Here is a 15,128-nt window from a genome sequence, read left to right as displayed (position 1 = left end):
TGCTTTTTCCACGAATGCCCGCCAATTTCAAACTGGTTGTTGACAGACCAAAGGCTCACCAATAATAAATTCGTCAACCTGCCGAACAAATATATAAAGAGAGCTGCGTTTGTCAAATATTTCAACTATCGCGCCAGATCTGCGGCCGGCGGTTGGCAATCGCCGCACGAAAGCTCTGGGTCTCGTCGCCGGTGTTGATCTCGGTGGCACAAAGGTGCTCGCAGGCCTGTCTGACCTTGACGGCGACCTGCTGGCGACCATGGAAGAGCCGACGGCGCACGGCGAAGGCGCTCCCGTCCTCGAGCAAATTGTGCGCATGATCCTGACCCTTGCGGAGAGGCACCGCGATCGTGGTCCGCTGCTCAAGGCGGTCGTTGGCGTGCCGAGCGCCGTTTCGCCCTCCACTGGTCTTGCCTCCTTGTCGCCGAATCTCGCAATCCCTGCGGAGCAGCCGCTTGCTCGGCTGCTTGAGGCCGGGTTGCCCTGTGGCGTGGTTGTCGAGAATGACGTCAATCTGGCAGCATTTGCCGAGGCGACCCTCGGAAAGGCGCGAGATTGCGCTTCCGTGGCCTTCATCGCCTTCGGGACCGGGGTTGGTATGGGGCTTGTTATCGACGGCAGGCTTTTTCGCGGTCACCACGGCCGCGCCGGGGAGCTTGGTCTTCTGCCGCTCGGCACAAATCCGCACGACGCCGCACCGAAAGCAAGGGCCGGCCTCTTCGAGGACCAAGTCGATTCGCCGGCCGTTCGTGCTCTCTATCGAGATGGAACCGTGCCGGTGAGCGAGATCTTCCTCAGAGCGGGTTCAGGGGACGGGGAGGCGGCCGCTGCCATCGCAACGCTCGCAAAGTCCGCATCGGTCGGCCTCGCGTCCATTCAGGCGGTCTTCGATCCGGCATTGATGGTACTCGGAGGCGGCATCGGCTCGCGCCCGGAATTCGTCGAACTCGTCTCCCAGCATATGTCGTCCCTGCTGCCGTTTGCGGTGCAGATTGAACCGACTTCTCTCGGTCCGGAGGCCGGAATGCGCGGTGCCTTGATGCTCGGTTTGCACGAACTTTCCAGCCAGACGGCCGCATAGGAACAGGAGCTCGCCCATGACGAAGCCACGTCCAAAACCGCGTGTCCTTAGCCCGCTTGCCGATGGGCAACTCGTATCGGAAAAGCCGGTCCTGCTGCCGTTCATGGCACCGCGCTTGCAGGGTGATTGCTGGCCGGACGGCAAGATCGAAATCTCTGTCTGGGGTTGTGGAAAGATCGCGAACCTGACCTTCAGCGGTTGGCGTGGGCCTTTCACCTATGCCCCGAACCGCATCGAGACCAGCGGCGGCGGCCTTTATGTGGCCCAGTCGGCACCGGTGCTGTTTTTGAAGGGGGCGAAACTGCGAACACTCGTACCCTCGCGTCGTTGCGCTTGGTGGGGAAGCACCATGAAACGCGAACCGGTCGAGCGGCTGGGTGAACGGCGCATTGCCCGAACGGGGTGGGGTGTCGCAATCGCCGAGCAACGGCCGGCCGGCATATTCCTCAGTGCAGGCGCATCGATCGAAGAAGCCACCAGGGCTCTCGACCTCGCTCAGGAGGACGTGATTGCGGAAGCCAACGCCTATGTAGCGCGTTGCGATGAGATGCCTGAGGCCTCTCCGCTGATGCGCAGCATGGTTTCGCAGAGCCTCCATGCGGCACTTTCAAGCATTCGTCAGGACGAACATGGTGATTTTGGCGGCCTTGCTGCCGGCCAGGCCTACAGCGCACCGGCACGAACCTATTATCGCGACGGGTACTGGACGCTTCAGGCCCTGCTGGCGCGCACACCGGATGCCATACGCTCGCAGATCGAGCTGCTGGCGCGCGGCATACAGCCCGATGGGGAGGCGCCGAGCGGTGTCATCCTGACCGGGCCGGCACAGGCCGAAGAATGGGAGAAGGTTCGCAGATCGCATCCACAGATCAAAGAGGAGCACCTGCGTCCAGGAGATTGGTGGAGCGATCACTTCGACAGTCCGTTGTTCTTCATTCTGACGATCGGCGACTATATCCGTTCGACGGGTGACAATTCTCCGCTGTCTGCCCATTGGGGCAAGGTCGTTGCCATCCTTGATCGCTACTGCGCTTTGGATACGGCCGGAAACGGCCTGCCGGTCAAGCCTGCCCACGATCGCGATTGGGCCGACAACGTCTACCGCCACGGCTACGTTTCATATGATATCGGCCTGTGGGTCGGTGCTCTCGACGTGATTGCCGCTTACGGCGGGGCAATTGACGAAAATATTGCCGCCAAGGCTGCCGCAACCGCCAAAAAAGCTCGCGCATCGATTGACGACGTCCTTCTTCAGGCCAGCGGAACCTATGCCGACTATGGGACGAAACAGGATTTCGTCGAGGATCATCTGACGCTCGACAGTCTCACGCTGCTTCGTTACCGAGCCGTTTCGGCAGAAAGCGCAACAAGGGTTCTGGCCAAGGTGGCGTCGACCCTGGAAAGCCGCAGCAACAGTGATCAGCCCTATGGTGACTGGGGCGTCATGTGTGCCTTCCCGCCCTTCAAGCGTCCAAAAGACACCCGCTCGAAATCGGCCTTTGCATATCGCTACCATAATGGATCGGACTGGCCTTACCTGTCGGGTCTTTATGCCGAACAGCGCCTGGTACACGGCCTTGAGGATGCGGAATATCCGCTGCTGCGCTGGTGGGAAACCTGCCTGGAAGAAGGGTGGATGGGCGCCGTCGAATATTTTTCGCCGCCATGGGGGCGCGGCTCGCTGCTCCAGGGATGGAGCAGCATGCCGGCGATGGCTGCCCTTGCCCACAAAGACAAGCTGTGTTTAGCGATGAGCTGAGACGTCGGCTCCGCAGGACATCGCCACGACCTTGTGGAGGCGGGGCAAACAATGCAAAAAAAGCCGCCCGGAGGCGGCTTTTTCATTCGCTCGGGACCGGCTTTGGCTACTCTTTGGTCGCTCCAGCCATCAGCCCGCTCATCAGCATCCGCTGAAGGGCGGCGAACATGACGAGCACCGGCAAGACCGAGAGTACCGACATCGATAGCAGTCGGGGCCAATTGATGCCGAATCGTCCAACCGTATTGGCGAGCGCGACCTGGACGGTCCATTTGTCCTGATCGGTGATGATCAGGAACGGCCATAGGTAGTCGTTCCAGCGCCAGACGAGGTTGAACGCGAGAAGGGTACCAATCGCTGGGATCGAGAGCGGTACGATGATGCGCAGGAGGATACGCCACTCGGGCGTTCCGTCGATCCTGGCGGCCTCCAGAAGACTGTCGGGGATGTTCGTAATGTACTGTCGCATCAAGAACACCCCGGTCGGCGTCGCGGCGGGGGCGATGATGATGCCAGCGAGCGTATCGAGGAGGTGAAGATCGCGCAGAACAAGAAATACCGGGATCATGACGATCTGCAGCGGCACCATCAGCGATGACATGATCAGCAGGAAAAACAGGGTGTCGCCTTTGAACCTGAATTTCGCAAGCGCATAACCCGCCATGACGCTGATGGTGACGGACAGCAGTGCCGAGAGCACGGAGACGATCGCCGAATTGCGAAAGAAGATGAGGAATTTCGCCCGCGACACCGTTTCGATGAAATTCTGCAGCGTTACATGGGCCGGAAAAATGGTCGGCGGCCACTGGAATATTTCCTGTTGCGATTTCAGCGACGACAGGAAGAGCCACACCGGCGGCATCAGGAAGACGAAGAGTGTCAAGGCCACGAAGGCGAGCCGCCAGGGCGAATAGATTTGTGTCATGTCTGGCTCCTCGACAGGCGCAACTGGACGATCGTCAGCAGCAGAAGAATTGCAAAGAGAATCATCGACTGGGCAGCAGCAACGCCGGCCTGCATCGGCTTTTGAAATGCCGTGTCGTAGATCGTCTGGATCAGATAGACCGTCGCCTTTCCTGGCCCGCCCCCCGTCAGAGATACGACAAGCTCATAGACCTTGAAGGCCTCGATCGAGGACAGAACCAGAACCACCGCCATTGTCGGCCTGAGGAGCGGCAACGTTATATGTGTGAACTGGCGCCATTTGCTGGTGCCATCAATTGATGCGGCTTCATAGTAATCCGCCGAGATCGCGGTCAGGCCGGCAATGAAGATCATCATGTTGAAACCGGCTTGAGCCCACACCCAGGCGATGATCATCGCAATCTGAGCCATGGTATCTTGTTCGAGCCACGGAACGGGAGCGATTCCCGCCAGCGACAGCAAATAGTTGACGAGACCGTTGTTCAGGCCGAAAAGCCAGCGCCACGAGACGCCGATGATCAGTAGGCTGATCATCGAGGGAAAAAAGACGATCGTCCTGATAACCGCAAAGAACCTCGTCTGAGGCGAGAGAAGCAGCGCCAGTGCCAGGGAGGCGACGATGTTCAGCGGTACCGCGATAACAACGAAGACAAGCGTCTTGACGAGCGACGTCTGAAAGTCGGCATCGCTCAAAAGCCCAAGGAAATTATCAAAGCCCACATATTGCGGAAGAGTGCTCGGCACCTGCGGAACGACCACAACGCCTCGCTTGAAGAATGCCATCATGAGGCCCTGGACAAGCGGATAGAGAGTAAAAGTAACGAGCAATGCGATCGTCGGCAGCATCAGCAGATACGGCCAACCGAGATTGAAAAGGCTGTTGCGCCGGCCTTTCGGCACCGGGTGGAAACCCAGTGCCGAACTGCCTTGTTGCGGGATCGCCGCCGTCACTTGCTCGCCTCAAGCGAACCGTCGGCGGCTTTCTTGATCTGCGCGATCGCCTCGGCCGAGGAAATCTGACCGGCGACAGCCTGAGTGACGGCGGTCTTGACCGTACCCCAGACGGCCTGCATTTGCGGCCAGGCCTGATCTGTCGCCGCATAGACGGGGCTCGCGTTCAGTTCGTTCTGCATCGCGGTGATCGCCGCCGTCGCAGCCGGATTGTCATACTTGACCGGTGGTGCCTTGAGGTTGGCGGGGATCATGCCGAAGGTCTTGGCGTATTGCGCCTGGATCTCGGGCGAGGCGACCCACTTTATGAACTCGACGGCTTCCGGCAGATGTTGGCTGGTGTTGAAGGCGACGATGTAATCGCCCCCGTAGATCGATGAAGCAACCGTTCCGCGCGGCGTCGGTCCGGCCTGCCAGGCGAATTGCGCATTGGTAGCCAGGCCGGCGATCTGCCAGCTGCCGGACATATAGGCTGCTGCCTGACCTGCAGTGAAAAGCTCCTTTGGATTGTCCGAGCTCGCGCCGCTCCATAGGCCGGGTGGCATGGCTGCCTTGGTGATGTCGATGAATTTGTCGAGTGTGCTCGTCCAGGCCGCCTCGTCCATCACGACCTTGACGGGTTCCTTCTCCGTGTAGATGTGATTGCCGTATTGATATTCGTGAACGATCCAACGGCTCGCCGAAACATCCCAGACCAGCGGATAGCGGGTGCCGGATTTCTCTGCGACCTCCTTGATCTTCGGAATGAACTCTTCCCATGTCCAGCCGGTCGCCTGGTCCGGGATGGCAACGCCTGCCTTTTTGAAGGCGTCAACGTTCAGGAAGATGCCAGTCGACGTGACGCGCAGGGGCGCGGCAATCACTTTGTCGCCAAGCTTGGCTCCATCGGCCCAACCCTTGACGAAGTCGTTGATCCATTCCGGTCCGATCTCCTTGCTGAGGTCTGCCAGGAAGGGCCTGATGACCGGCTCCATGGAGGATGTCAGAGACAGATCGGGCATGATCCCCGATGCAGCATATTGCTGGAATTTCTGGATCATCCCGTCATAAGGTGTAATTTCCAGGTCGAAGGTCGTTTCGGGATGCAGCTTCGTGTACTGATCGAGGAGCGCGCGCGTATCCGCTTCCTCCTGATCGTTTTCGACATACCACACGAGCTTGAGCTCAGAGGCCGCGGCGAAGGACATTGTCATCGCCAGGGCGCTGGCGGTCATTAGAATTGTCTTTAGCGTTTTCATAGTTCTCCCTCTCTGGCTTGTCATTCTGACATCCGAAATGAACGGCCTGCAACTGAACTCCCTCAGGCCTTTGTTCGTAACCATGACGAATTAAATACGAGTTTTGCGGACTGTCAACACAACACATTCGGTCCGGCGAGATTTAGTTCGTCCTGTTGACGAATAAATGGCGCATGTTATGAAAACCCCAGAATAAGCGCAGGCCAGAATAGGCGGAGGTATGTGATGGAGATATCAGTCGAAGCGGTGGACGGCGGTATTCAGATGGCGCTTGATACGATCGCGGCAGCGGGAGGGGGAACGGTCTTCCTTCGTCCGGGCCGTCACTCCACAGGCGCGCTCCGATTGGGAAGCGATGTTACCTTGCATATCGAGGACGGCGCTGTCCTCGCATTCGTGGCCGATTATGAGCGCTATTCCGAAAATACCGTCAGCGTGTACGCTGAGTCCTCAAACCGCGCCTATATCGTCGCACAGGGCGCAATGAATATTGCCATCGTCGGCAAGGGCTCGATCGATGGATGCGGCGATGCCTTCCACACCGGCTTCGACGAGGGGGTGGGCACCTTCACTCCGGTAGCCGAACGCCCGCGCGTGATCGTTTTTGAGGATTGCACGAACGTTCGTTTGGAAGACGTCCACATAACGGATTCGCCTATGTGGACGATCCATCTCGTGCGCTGCCGCGATATCGTCGCGCGTGGGCTTCGCGTCTCCAATAACCGCCAGCTCCCAAATACGGACGGGATCGTTATCGACAGTTGCAGCGACGTCACGATTTCTGAAGCCGTCATTCGCACCGCCGATGACGGTGTGTGCCTGAAGACGAGCTTGAGCGACAAAGGAATTGGACGCTGCGAGCGGATCGAGATCTCCGATAGTGTGATCGAGAGCAAGAGCTGTGCTCTCAAAATCGGCACGGAGAGCTTCGGCGATATATCTCAGATCCGATTCCTGCGCTGCCGGATCGAGAATTCGAACCGTGGTCTTGGCATCTTTTCGCGCGATGGCGGCAAGATTGAAGATGTCGTCTTCCGCGACATAGAACTCGATTGCAGCGAGACGCCTGATGGGTTCTGGGGCTCCGGCGAACCGTTCACGATAACCAAGCTCACGCGCCGCCCGGAGCGCCCCTCAGGAGCAATCCGGACGGTGCTGGTCGAGAACGTCTCGGGGCGAAGTCACGGCGCCGTCAATCTCTTTGCCGAGGAGCCGGGCGGTATCGATGGGATCGTTCTGCGCGGGATCGATATCAAAATGGACGAAGGGCCGCTTGGCACCGCAAAGCGGTACGACTTGCGACCGACAAATGCCGATCTGGCGCCGCCGAAGGGCGCAGAGGGGCGTGGCAACGCCTGGGTGCGAGGACAGGACGGAAAGATCGTCGGGCTTTTCGATTATCCAGAGGGATTGCCGGGTGTTTTTGCACAAAATGTGACGGGCCTCGAGTTGGAAGATATAACGATCCGTCGGCCCGAACCGCTGCCTGCAGGATGGAACCCAGCAACAACAGTGCTGATCTCCTGAGGCCGGCCTAGCCCCTTTTCGACGCTGAATGCTTGGACAAGGAGAAAATCATCAGAAAATTTGTGATATTGTGATTTATACTTGTTCCAATTTTGTGAGTGTGCGATCCTTCTAGACTGAAGCCAACGATTTCGACGTGCTTCACGTGAGAGGGTGTTCAATGGCGCGCATTACGCTCAGGCAGTTGCTGGATCACGCGGCAGAGGAGGGCTACGGCGTTCCCGCCTTCAACATCAACAACATGGAACAGGCGCTTTCCATCATGGAGGCCGCTGATGCGGCCCGCGCCCCCGTCATCATGCAGGCATCACGCGGCGCGCGCGCCTATGCGCATGACATCATGCTCAAGCACATGATGGATGCGGTCGTCGAAATCTACCCGCATATCCCGGTTTGTGTGCATCTCGACCATGGTAACGACCCGGCCAGCTGCATGACAGCCATCCAGGCGGGCTTCACCTCGGTCATGATGGATGGCTCGCTGAAGGCGGATGCGAAGACACCCGCCGACTGGGACTATAATGTCGACGTGACAAAGCGGGTGACCGAGATGGCCCATCTCGGCGGCATTTCCGTTGAAGGCGAGCTCGGCGTGCTTGGCTCTCTGGAGACCGGGATGGGAGAGGCCGAGGATGGACACGGCGCGGAAGGCAAGCTGTCTCATGACCAGCTGCTGACCAACCCGGACGAGGCGGTGAAATTCGTGCGCGAAACACGGGTCGATGCCCTGGCGATCGCCATGGGGACCTCGCACGGCGCCTACAAGTTCACGCGCAAGCCTGATGGTTCGGTGCTGGCGATGAATGTCATCGAAGAGATCCACCGCAAGCTGCCGAACACGCACCTCGTCATGCATGGGTCGTCGTCGGTGCCGGTCGAGCTGCAGGAGATCATCAACAAATACGGCGGCCAGATGAAACCCACCTGGGGCGTACCGGTCGAAGAGATCCAGCGCGGCATCAAGAACGGCGTGCGCAAGGTCAACATCGACACCGATGGCCGGATGGCCATGACCGGGCAGATCCGCCGGGTCCTGCAGGAAGATCCGAGCGAATTCGATCCCCGCAAATATCTGAAGCCGGCAATGGCCGCGCTCACCAGGCTTTGCAAGGAGCGCTTCGAACAGTTCGGCACCGCCGGCATGGCCGATCGGATTACGCCCCTTCCGGTTTCGGCGATGGCAAAGCGCTATGCATCCGGCGCGCTCGACCCGGTGTTCTCCTAGATCTCATCGACTGACGGGGCGGACGCTTTTTCCCGTTTCGATATCCGGTGTCCCGGCTGCCAGCGTCTGGCCGTGAAACGCCTTGAGCAGGGAGACGACATCATTGATCTCACGCTCGACACGCGGAGCATCCCAGCCGAGTGCTTTTGCGACAATGCCGGCAATATCCGTCAACCCTTCGTAGGTCAGCTGGCCCTCGATTGCGATCGTCGTGCGCCGGAGCACGATATCGGAGAGGTGGACCACAAGCTCATTGCGTGCGATCCAGTCGATCTCCCGGAAACTATAGTGTTCGGCAGCTGATAGGCGCCGCTCGTCGGAATGATCGGAAGGGAACATTGCCATCGCCTCGGCCGTCGTCCCGTAGCGGTTCAGAAGTTGTTCCGCGCGTGCGGCAGTCATGCCGGCAGCCTTCGCGATCCTGTCGACGAAGACCCGTCTCGCCTGCGCGTCGGCCGGAAATGCCTTTCCGCCGCCAATCGGAAGGTAACGGGTCGACTGCTTGCGCGAACGCTCCAGCCGGGAGAGAACGGTGTCGGCAACCTCCTCGGCAAAACCGCGAAACGTCGTCCATTTGCCGCCGACGAGCGACAGGATGGCAAAAGGCCTTTCGCCGTCCGGTTCGATGACCGGGGCTGAATGGTCGCGGCTGATCAGGCCAGGGGCAGTTCCGTCGGAGGCCGGAAGCGGCCGGATGCCGCTATAGGTGTAGACGATCTGGTCGCGATCGAAGCGCAATGTCGGAAGCAGCGATCGCAAGCTCTGCAGGAAATAATCGATTTCCGGGTCCTCGCAGCGCACATTGTCGGGATCCCGGCTTGGGATATCCGTCGAGCCGACGAGCGCCAGTCCGAGATAGCCGTAGACCAGGCAGATGCGGCCGTCATCGGCCTCGAAATAGATCATATGGCCGTTCAGGCTGCGCACCAGTTCTGGATGATCGATCAGGACATGGGAGCCCTTCGTACCGCCGATCAGGCGCGAGGGCGCGCCGAGTGCTTCGTTGACATGATCGATCCACGGCCCGGCCGCGTTCACGACGAGCCTGGGCCGGACCGAGAATTCAGCTCCATCCTCTTTTCGGAAAGACAAGCGGCCTTCGGATCTGGCCGTCAGGGTGGCAAAATTTGCCGCGGCACAATGTGGGTTCGCCTCAAGTCCATCCCTGACGAGTTCGTAGACGAGGCGTTCCGGCCGGCTGATTTTTGCATCGTAATAAATCCCGCCGGCAACGATGTCCGGCGTGACATGTGGCATTTCCTGCCTGGCCTTCCTTTTCAGGATCAGGCGGTGGCGCGGCATCACACGATCGCGCGAACCGAAGAAGTCATAAAGGGAAAGACCGATCTTGATGAGCACGGCTCCGCGGCTGCGGGGCGCGGTCTTGGAACCGGCCAATGTCCTGAGTGCCGCCCAGATGCCTCGAGTCCAGGAAAAGACCGGAATGAATGTCGGCAGCGCCTCGACGCAATGCGGTGCGTTTTTCAAGAGCAGATTACGCTCCAGAGTGGATTGGGCGACCAGGCCGAATTCCCCGGTTTCCAGGTATTTCAATCCACCGTGTATGAGGCGGGAGGGTGCGGCACTCGTTCCGGAACCGAAGTCCGACTTGTCGACGATCATGCAGCTGACGCCCTGCAGCGCCAGGTCGCGAAACAGGCCGGCACCATTGATGCCGGCTCCGAGGATGACGACGTCAATGTCGTTCTCGCTTGTATCCGGGCTGCGCTCGAGAGGGTTGAGGGTCATGGCACTGTCGTCCTAAACTGCGGCACCTGCCGCGCTTTCCGGTGCAAGGCCAGCGATCTTTGGCCAGAGCGGCTTCATTGTTTCGGCGATCTCCAGGAACAGCCGGTAGCGCTTCTCATAGTCGGCGCTGCGGACAGGATTTGGCCTGCAGGTTTCGCCCTGTTTTTCCGTCGTCGACGCGCTTTGCGGATCTGTGTAGATACCGGCGCCTGCGCCGGCGCAAAGTGCGGCTCCCCAGGCAGCGGCCTCGTCGGCGCCGGTCACCGTCACCGGCATTGCAAGAACGTCGGCAAACATCTGGACGACAGCGGGGTTGCGCGATACTCCGCCGGCAAGCCGCGCCTCCGTGAAGGCAAAGCCGTCGCGCAGCGCATCGACATGGATGCGGTGGTTGAATGCGATCCCCTCCAGCACGGCGCGCAGCATGTCGCCGCGGTCATGCCAGCCGCCGAGTCCGAAGAAAGCCGCGCTTGCCGAAGCGCCATAAGGCGATCCGTAGAGATAGGGATGGAAAAGTACGGGAGAGGGGCGCTCGAAAGCCGCGTCGATCTCGGATGCGAGCAGAGCGTGGATGGATGTGCCCTCGGCTTCGCAACGTGCCCAATCGCCCGCGCATAGTTTTTCGATGAACCATTCGTAATTCGCGCTTGATGTAGGCGAAATCGACATGCTGTTCCAGACGCCCGGTGCAATTCCGTTGCGGCAGAACCAGCGTCGATCGACGCGCGGCTCAGAAGACAGCGTCTCATTGATCGAATAGGTGCCGGCAATGACGGCAACGACACCATCGGCATAGCCACCCGCGCCAAGGGCGGATGCCGTAACATCGTGCAAGCCGGCAGCCACCGGCGTGCCCTCGACAAGGCCGGTCAAGCGCGCCGCATCGGCTGTGATGTGTCCAACGATCTCGTCCGAGCGTGCAGCAGGCGGCAGAGCGCCAACAAGCGCCTGCAAGCCGAACAGACGCAGGGCGTCCTCGCTATAGTCTTGTGTCCTTACATTGGTGAATGAGGTGCTGGCTTCGGTCCGATCTGTACCGACAGTGCCGGTCAGGCAAAAGCGCAGCCAGTCCTTGCAGCTCATGATGTGGCCGATACGCCTGAACCGTTCCGGCTCATGGTCGCGCATCCAGGCCAGCAGCGCCGACGGCGCGGAGACATGCGGGACTTGACCTGTCAGATCGATCGCCTCTTCGGCGACCTCATTCTTCATCCACTGATCGACGATATCGCCTGCGCGGCTGTCCAGCGATACGATGCCGTTGCCAAGCGGCATCCACAACTGATCCAGCACATAGATTCCGTCGCCATGCGCCGTGGCCGCGACGGCCTGGATATCGTTTGCCGGCCGGCCGCTGAGAGCGATGGCCTCGCGGATCGCTTCGGCCGTTGCGATCCACAATTCGTGCATGTCCCGTTCCACGAACCGCGGCCTCGGGATGAGCTGGGTCACGCGCCGCCTGGCGACAGCGATGGGTGTGCCGTCTATATCGAAAATGACGGCCTTCGTGACAGTCAGGCCACTATCGATCCCGAGAAGGCTCGGCATGCGTATTCACCTTTCTATTGCGACCGGGCAGCCCGGTCACATGCGCCCGCCACTGGTCCTGGCAACGACGACATTAATATCCCTGGACCGCATCCGATCGATGTGAACGGGCAGCGTCTTGTCGTCGACGATGACGACGTCGAATTCATCGAGCGCCGCGAAGCTGTGAAGCGCGCGACGTTCGAACTTTGTATGGTCGGCAAGCAGGATGCGTTTGACGGAACAGTCGAACATGGCACGCTTCGTATCGACGGTTTCGGGCGATTGGTGCAGCACGATCCCGTCGCTGATGGCGGACATCGAGATGAACGCGATATCCGCCCGCAGACCCTTGATCTCACTGATCGTCATGCGCCCCATGAAAGCATTGCACCAGTTGTAATACTGGCCGCCGAGCGCCAGCAGGGTGACATCGTGCATGCCGGTCAGCGCATTCATCAACGTCAGCGAGTTGGTGATGGCGGTGATCGGCACTTTTGCGGAAAGGTGCGATGCCATCTGTAATACGGTCGTCGAGTCGTCGAAGAAGATCGCCTGTCCCGGCTCCACGAATTGCATTGCCGCCTCTGCAATCACCTTCTTTTCCGCCGACTGTCGGCTCGAGCGGTAGACATCGCTGGACTCGATCAGATTGGTGGCCGCCGCAGTGACGATCCCGCGCGTTTTCCTGAAGATCCCGCGGCTCACGAGCTCATCCACATCGCGATGCGCCGTCATCAGGCTGATGCCGAAGCGGTCGGTCAGATCTTCGATCCGCATCGAACCCTCGCTCATGACGGCCTCCGCGATCATGCGCCGGCGGGCGACCTGGCGTGTCTGGCGGCTGTCGCTAGTCAACTGGTCCAACAGCTCATCGCCCTGATTGGTCTTCTGTGTCACGGGTCACCCTTGTCGCTGAATTCCATACCCCAGCTTCGTATAGTGATTGCCGTGCCAAGGCAAAGAAGGCGAAAGCGGCTTGACGTGGTTAAAAGGTCAAGGAGGGCGCCCGGTCGGGCGCCCTCCGTCGCATTATTGGGCCAGAACGAACGGGCCGGTATACTTGTCGATATTGTCCTTGGTGATCAGCAGGCAATCGAACAGCTGCTTTTCGCTCTTGGCGCCGGTGCTGCCCGTCTTGATGACGTTATCAGCCTGCTTGACGGCCTCTTCGGAGAAGACGGCAACGGGCTGCAGGACGGTGTACTGCAACTCGCCTGCCTTGATCGCGGCGACCGCATCCGGTGAGCCGTCGAAGCCGCCGACCTTGACGTTGGCGAGCTTGCCGGCTTCTTTCAGCGCTGCGATCGCGCCGAGTGCCATTTCGTCATTGCCGGAGATCACGCCGATGATGTCGGGATTGGCCTGCAGCATGGACTGCATCTTGTTGTGACCCTGGGTGCGGTCCCAGTTGGCGACTTCCTGGGCGACCTTCTGAAGGTCGGGATACTGTGTCAGGACGGTCTCGTAGCCGTTGGAGCGCGTGGCGGCGTTGTTGTCAGACGGTGCGCCCAAGAGTTCGGCATACTTGCCCTTGTCGCCGACCGCTTCGACCCACTGCTGCGCGCCGATCGCCGCGCCCTGGGCGTTGTTCGAAACGAGCTGCGCCTTGGCGAGGCCCTCCTGGTTGATCTCGGCATTGACGAGAATGACCGGGATACCGGCGGCAACCGCCTTCTTGACCGCGCCGATCGAACCGTCGGCATTGGCCGGATCGAGGATGATGGCGACCGACTTGTTGGTGATAGCCGTGTCGATCAGGTTGCTTTCGGTGTTGGTGTCGCCCTTATGCGCACTGACCGAGGCGGTGTAGCCGAGCTTTTCGGCTGTCGCCTTGGCGACATTGCCTTCCGTCAGCCAATAGGGATTGGATGGATCATTGACGATGATCGTCATCTGGCCCGCCGCCCAGGCGGAGCTGACGAGGATCGGGGCAACAGCTGCGGCTGCCAGAAGAATGCGCATGCCTTTCTTAAACATAGTCTCTCTCCCTTTGTGAGTTCAGGTGCTGCCGGAAACCGGCGGTGCTTTCCGCGATCGGCCTTTTGGAAATCCAGGTGCCGTCGTGGATAAGTTCTGCTGCTGACGTCAGGACGATTTTGCCCGACGCCCGTATTGGATACTGTTCATGAGGACCGCGAGGACGATGACTGAGCCGGTAAAGACCGTCTGCCAGTAGGCCGACACACCGATGATGACGAGGCCGTCCGACAGGAAGCCGATCACAAAGGCGCCGAGCATCGTGCCGCGCACGGTGCCGCGACCGCCGGTCAGCGCCGCGCCGCCGATGACGACGGCTGCGATTGCCGTCAATTCGTAGGTCGTACCCGCCGTCGGACCGGCAGAGGTCAGCTGCGACGACAGGACCAGACCGGCAATTGCCGCGCAGACGCCCGACAGCACGTAGACGATGATCTTGACGCGCTTAACCGGCACGCCCGAGAGATCGGCCGCGCGCTCGTTGCCGCCGGAGGCGTAAAGCCAGCGGCCGAAAGCCGTGCGGCTCAAGACGATGCCGCAGATGATCGCGAGCACGGCGAGCACGATGACGCCGATCGGAATGCCGGCGAGGCGGTTGAAGCCGAGCCAGTCGAAACCGGTATTGCCAAGTTCCGGACGGCCGCCGAGATTGTTGTAGGTCAGGCCGTTGGTCATCAGCAGCGCAATGCCGCGGGCGACATAGAGCACGCCGAGCGAGGCGACGAAGGCTGGAACCTTCAGATAGGCAACCAGCACGCCATTGACTGCGCCGACGACAGCGCCGAGAGCGCAGGTGATGACCACAACTGCCCAAACGGGCGGATAGAGAATGACGCCGAAGGCGTTAAGCGTGACGCCCTGCATGAGGAAGCCGGCAATGCAACCCGCAAGCCCGAGCGTCGAGCCGACCGACAGGTCGATGCCGCCATTCAGGATCACCAGAAGCATCCCGATCGCCAGAATGCCGAAGATCGCGACATGCGAGGCCATGGTCAGGAAGTTGCTGAGGGTGAAGTAATAGGGCGACAGGAAGGAGAAGACAGCGATGATGACGATCAGCGCGAAGAAGGCGCGGCCCTCCAGGATCAGGCGCACGAGATTGGTGTTGCGCTTCTGCCCATGCGACACTGACTTCTGTTCGGTAATGTTCGTGACTGACATAATCAG

Annotated in this window: 12 protein-coding genes; 4 read left to right on the top strand and 8 right to left on the bottom strand. The window is 60.0% G+C overall.

Translation table 11 applies throughout. The features are described from left to right. The first annotated feature begins 109 nt into the window (after positions 1 to 109). A complete protein-coding gene (locus FHT82_RS18465; protein ID WP_183733948.1) occupies positions 110 to 1,081 on the top strand; it encodes an ROK family protein in 972 nt (323 codons plus the stop codon). A gap of 16 nt (positions 1,082 to 1,097) precedes the next feature. Then, a complete protein-coding gene (locus FHT82_RS18460; RefSeq protein WP_183733945.1) occupies positions 1,098 to 2,840 on the top strand; it encodes a GH116 family glycosyl hydrolase in 1,743 nt (580 codons plus the stop codon). A 106-nt stretch (positions 2,841 to 2,946) separates the two neighbouring features. Here the strand turns inward: FHT82_RS18460 and FHT82_RS18455 are convergent, their stop codons facing one another. Genes FHT82_RS18455 through FHT82_RS18445 form a run of 3 tightly spaced genes read right to left on the bottom strand, consistent with a single transcriptional unit; the run spans position 2,947 to position 5,929 of the window. Continuing rightward, entirely contained in the window at positions 2,947 to 3,765 is an 819-nt protein-coding gene (locus FHT82_RS18455) for a carbohydrate ABC transporter permease (RefSeq protein WP_183733942.1), read from the bottom strand. Next, complete coding sequence (locus tag FHT82_RS18450) at positions 3,762 to 4,715, bottom strand: sugar ABC transporter permease (protein ID WP_183733938.1); 954 nt, start codon at positions 4,713 to 4,715, stop codon at positions 3,762 to 3,764. Before FHT82_RS18450 ends, FHT82_RS18455 begins: the two co-directional genes overlap by 4 nt. Beyond that, on the bottom strand, positions 4,712 to 5,929 hold the full coding sequence (locus FHT82_RS18445) for an extracellular solute-binding protein (RefSeq protein WP_246698158.1): 1,218 nt from the start codon (positions 5,927 to 5,929) through the stop codon (positions 4,712 to 4,714). The genes FHT82_RS18450 and FHT82_RS18445 overlap by 4 nt, the downstream gene beginning before the upstream one ends. 249 nt (positions 5,930 to 6,178) lie before the next feature. On the opposite strand from FHT82_RS18445, the gene FHT82_RS18440 reads away from it, so the two are divergent. After that, positions 6,179 to 7,480 carry a glycoside hydrolase family 28 protein gene (locus tag FHT82_RS18440; RefSeq protein WP_183733932.1) on the top strand — a complete coding sequence of 434 codons (1,302 nt, stop codon included), beginning with the start codon at positions 6,179 to 6,181 and terminating at the stop codon, positions 7,478 to 7,480. A 160-nt stretch (positions 7,481 to 7,640) separates the two neighbouring features. After that, complete coding sequence (fba, locus tag FHT82_RS18435) at positions 7,641 to 8,705, top strand: class II fructose-bisphosphate aldolase (RefSeq protein WP_183733929.1); 1,065 nt, start codon at positions 7,641 to 7,643, stop codon at positions 8,703 to 8,705. A 3-nt stretch (positions 8,706 to 8,708) separates the two neighbouring features. Here the strand turns inward: fba and FHT82_RS18430 are convergent, their stop codons facing one another. From FHT82_RS18430 to FHT82_RS18410, 5 genes are all read right to left on the bottom strand, one after another. Beyond that, positions 8,709 to 10,454 carry a glycerol-3-phosphate dehydrogenase/oxidase gene (locus FHT82_RS18430; protein WP_183733926.1) on the bottom strand — a complete coding sequence of 582 codons (1,746 nt, stop codon included), beginning with the start codon at positions 10,452 to 10,454 and terminating at the stop codon, positions 8,709 to 8,711. 12 nt (positions 10,455 to 10,466) lie between these two features. Then, on the bottom strand, positions 10,467 to 12,002 hold the full coding sequence (locus FHT82_RS18425) for an FGGY-family carbohydrate kinase (protein WP_183733924.1): 1,536 nt from the start codon (positions 12,000 to 12,002) through the stop codon (positions 10,467 to 10,469). Between the two features lie 36 nt (positions 12,003 to 12,038). Beyond that, positions 12,039 to 12,881: a DeoR/GlpR family DNA-binding transcription regulator gene (locus FHT82_RS18420; protein WP_183733921.1), complete on the bottom strand. Its 843-nt coding sequence runs from the start codon at positions 12,879 to 12,881 to the stop codon at positions 12,039 to 12,041. Between the two features lie 132 nt (positions 12,882 to 13,013). After that, positions 13,014 to 13,961: a D-ribose ABC transporter substrate-binding protein gene (locus tag FHT82_RS18415; protein WP_183733918.1), complete on the bottom strand. Its 948-nt coding sequence runs from the start codon at positions 13,959 to 13,961 to the stop codon at positions 13,014 to 13,016. Positions 13,962 to 14,069: 108 nt separating this feature from the next. Continuing rightward, positions 14,070 to 15,122, bottom strand: a complete 1,053-nt coding sequence (locus FHT82_RS18410) for an ABC transporter permease (protein ID WP_183733916.1) — start codon at positions 15,120 to 15,122, stop codon at positions 14,070 to 14,072. Positions 15,123 to 15,128: the final 6 nt, after the last annotated feature.

Origin of the sequence: Rhizobium sp. BK275, from assembly GCF_014193555.1 — a bacterium.
In the GTDB taxonomy this organism is placed as follows: domain Bacteria; phylum Pseudomonadota; class Alphaproteobacteria; order Rhizobiales; family Rhizobiaceae; genus Rhizobium.
Note: the sequence above shows the minus strand (reverse complement) of the source record. Positions and strands in the feature narration are given on the sequence as shown.

Excerpts from the sequence above, each read along its gene's own strand:
- FHT82_RS18460 (WP_183733945.1), top strand. The coding sequence starts at position 1,098 with ATGACGAAGCCACGTCCAAAACCGCGTGTCCTTAGCCCGCTTGCCGAT.
- FHT82_RS18455 (WP_183733942.1), bottom strand. The coding sequence starts at position 3,765 with ATGACACAAATCTATTCGCCCTGGCGGCTCGCCTTCGTGGCCTTGACA.
- FHT82_RS18445 (WP_246698158.1), bottom strand. The coding sequence starts at position 5,929 with ATGACCGCCAGCGCCCTGGCGATGACAATGTCCTTCGCCGCGGCCTCT.
- FHT82_RS18440 (WP_183733932.1), top strand. The coding sequence starts at position 6,179 with ATGGAGATATCAGTCGAAGCGGTGGACGGCGGTATTCAGATGGCGCTT.
- fba (WP_183733929.1), top strand. The coding sequence starts at position 7,641 with ATGGCGCGCATTACGCTCAGGCAGTTGCTGGATCACGCGGCAGAGGAG.
- FHT82_RS18430 (WP_183733926.1), bottom strand. The coding sequence starts at position 10,454 with ATGACCCTCAACCCTCTCGAGCGCAGCCCGGATACAAGCGAGAACGAC.
- FHT82_RS18425 (WP_183733924.1), bottom strand. The coding sequence starts at position 12,002 with ATGCCGAGCCTTCTCGGGATCGATAGTGGCCTGACTGTCACGAAGGCC.
- FHT82_RS18415 (WP_183733918.1), bottom strand. The coding sequence starts at position 13,961 with ATGTTTAAGAAAGGCATGCGCATTCTTCTGGCAGCCGCAGCTGTTGCC.
- FHT82_RS18410 (WP_183733916.1), bottom strand. The coding sequence starts at position 15,122 with ATGTCAGTCACGAACATTACCGAACAGAAGTCAGTGTCGCATGGGCAG.